The organism is Acinetobacter sp. LMB-5, assembly GCF_001541635.1.
GTDB lineage: Bacteria > Pseudomonadota > Gammaproteobacteria > Pseudomonadales > Moraxellaceae > Acinetobacter > Acinetobacter pittii.
In genome coordinates this window covers 1-1,517 of record NZ_LRDR01000011.1, presented here as the reverse complement: position 1 = coordinate 1,517, position 1,517 = coordinate 1, and the positions used below count along the sequence as shown (strand labels likewise).

Here is a 1,517-nt window from a genome sequence, read left to right as displayed (position 1 = left end):
AGCAGTGCTGACATACGGCCCACGTTACGGTTGTCTTCACCCGCTTGGTTAGCACAGCCATAGATCACATCATCGACCTGTTCCCAATCTACACTTGGGTTACGCTGCATGAGGGCTTTAATCGGCACAGCGCCAAGATCATCGGCACGGACAGGTGCAAGGCCACCGGCATAACGGCCGAATGGAGTACGGATGGCATCGATGATATAAGCGTTTTTTAATGTCATTTCCTACTTCCTTACCCTTGAGTCGCATCAATCAAAGTTGCACCCGTTAAAGCCTGTAACTCATCAAAGCTAAGACCTTCCACTTTCTCAATCACCTTTAAACCTTCTTTGGTCACGTCAATCACACACAGGTCAGTGTAAATACGGTCAACGCATTTCTTGCCCGTTACCGGATAGCTCAGCTCAGCCACAATCTTCGGTTCACCTTGCTTGGTCACATGATCTGTGGTGATAAATACTTTCTTGGCACCAACCGCCAAATCCATCGCACCACCCACAGCAGGAATCGCATCGGGTGCACCCGTATGCCAGTTCGCCAAGTCACCATTCGCTGCCACCTGAAATGCGCCAAGAACTGCAATATCAAGGTGACCACCACGCATCATCGCAAATGAGTCGCCATGATGGAAAAAGCTACCACCTTCAAGCATGGTCACAAACTCTTTACCCGCATTAATCAGTTCAGGGTCTTCTTCACCTGCCGCTGGCGGTGGGCCAAAAGCCAATAGGCCATTTTCAGAGTGAAGAAAAATATCTTTATCGTCAGGTAAGTAGCTCGCAATCTTGGTCGGTAAACCAATGCCTAGGTTCACATAGGCGCCATCTGGAATATCTTGTGCCACACGTTGTGCAATCTGGTCACGGCTGAGTTTCTGGTAGCTCATGTTATTTCTCCTTATTGCTTACTGTGCGGGCTGTACTTGTACAACATGCTGTACAAAGATACCTGGGGTGATGATGTGTTCCGGGTCTAATCCACCTAGCTCAACCACTTCAGAAACCTGAGCAATAGTGACATCCGCAGCCATGGCCATGATTGGGCCAAAGTTACGTGCAGATTTACGGTAAACCAGATTGCCCCAGCGGTCGCCCTTGTAGGCCTTAATCAAGGCAAAATCAGCCTTGATCGGATATTCAAGTACGTAGTCTTTACCATCAATCTCGCGTGTTTCTTTGCCTTCTGCTAGAAGGGTTCCAAAGCCTGTTGGGGTAAACACTGCACCTAATCCCATACCCGCTGCCTGAATACGACACGCCAGATTACCTTGCGGTACCACTTCAAGCTCTACTTTTCCGGCACGGTACAGCTCATCAAACACATAAGAGTCGGACTGACGTGGGAAAGAACAGATGACTTTTTTAACTGAACCAGCCTTAAGCAGTTTAGCCAGACCGTAATCGCCATTACCGGCATTGTTGCTGACAATGGTTAGGCCTTTAACACCCAGTTCAATAAGACCGTCAATGAGTTCAGCGGGTTGTCCTGCGGTACCAAAACCACCAATCAGG

General features: G+C 48.7%; 2 protein-coding genes and 1 pseudogene. All 3 read right to left on the bottom strand.

The window, feature by feature from the left end; genetic code table 11:
• Window positions 1-227 (bottom strand): annotated as a pseudogene (locus tag AW165_RS15395) (acetyl-CoA C-acyltransferase); the annotation flags it as partial.
• An 11-nt stretch (window positions 228-238) separates the two neighbouring features.
• Window positions 239-892, bottom strand: coding sequence for a 3-oxoacid CoA-transferase subunit B (locus AW165_RS15390; RefSeq protein ID WP_060466331.1), 654 nt, complete (start codon window positions 890-892; stop codon window positions 239-241).
• Between the two features lie 18 nt (window positions 893-910).
• Window positions 911-1,517: 3-oxoacid CoA-transferase subunit A (locus AW165_RS15385; RefSeq protein ID WP_045127009.1), on the bottom strand; the 607-nt coding region annotated here is incomplete at its 5' end.

Excerpts from the sequence above, each read along its gene's own strand:
- AW165_RS15390 (WP_060466331.1), bottom strand. The coding sequence starts at position 892 with ATGAGCTACCAGAAACTCAGCCGTGACCAGATTGCACAACGTGTGGCA.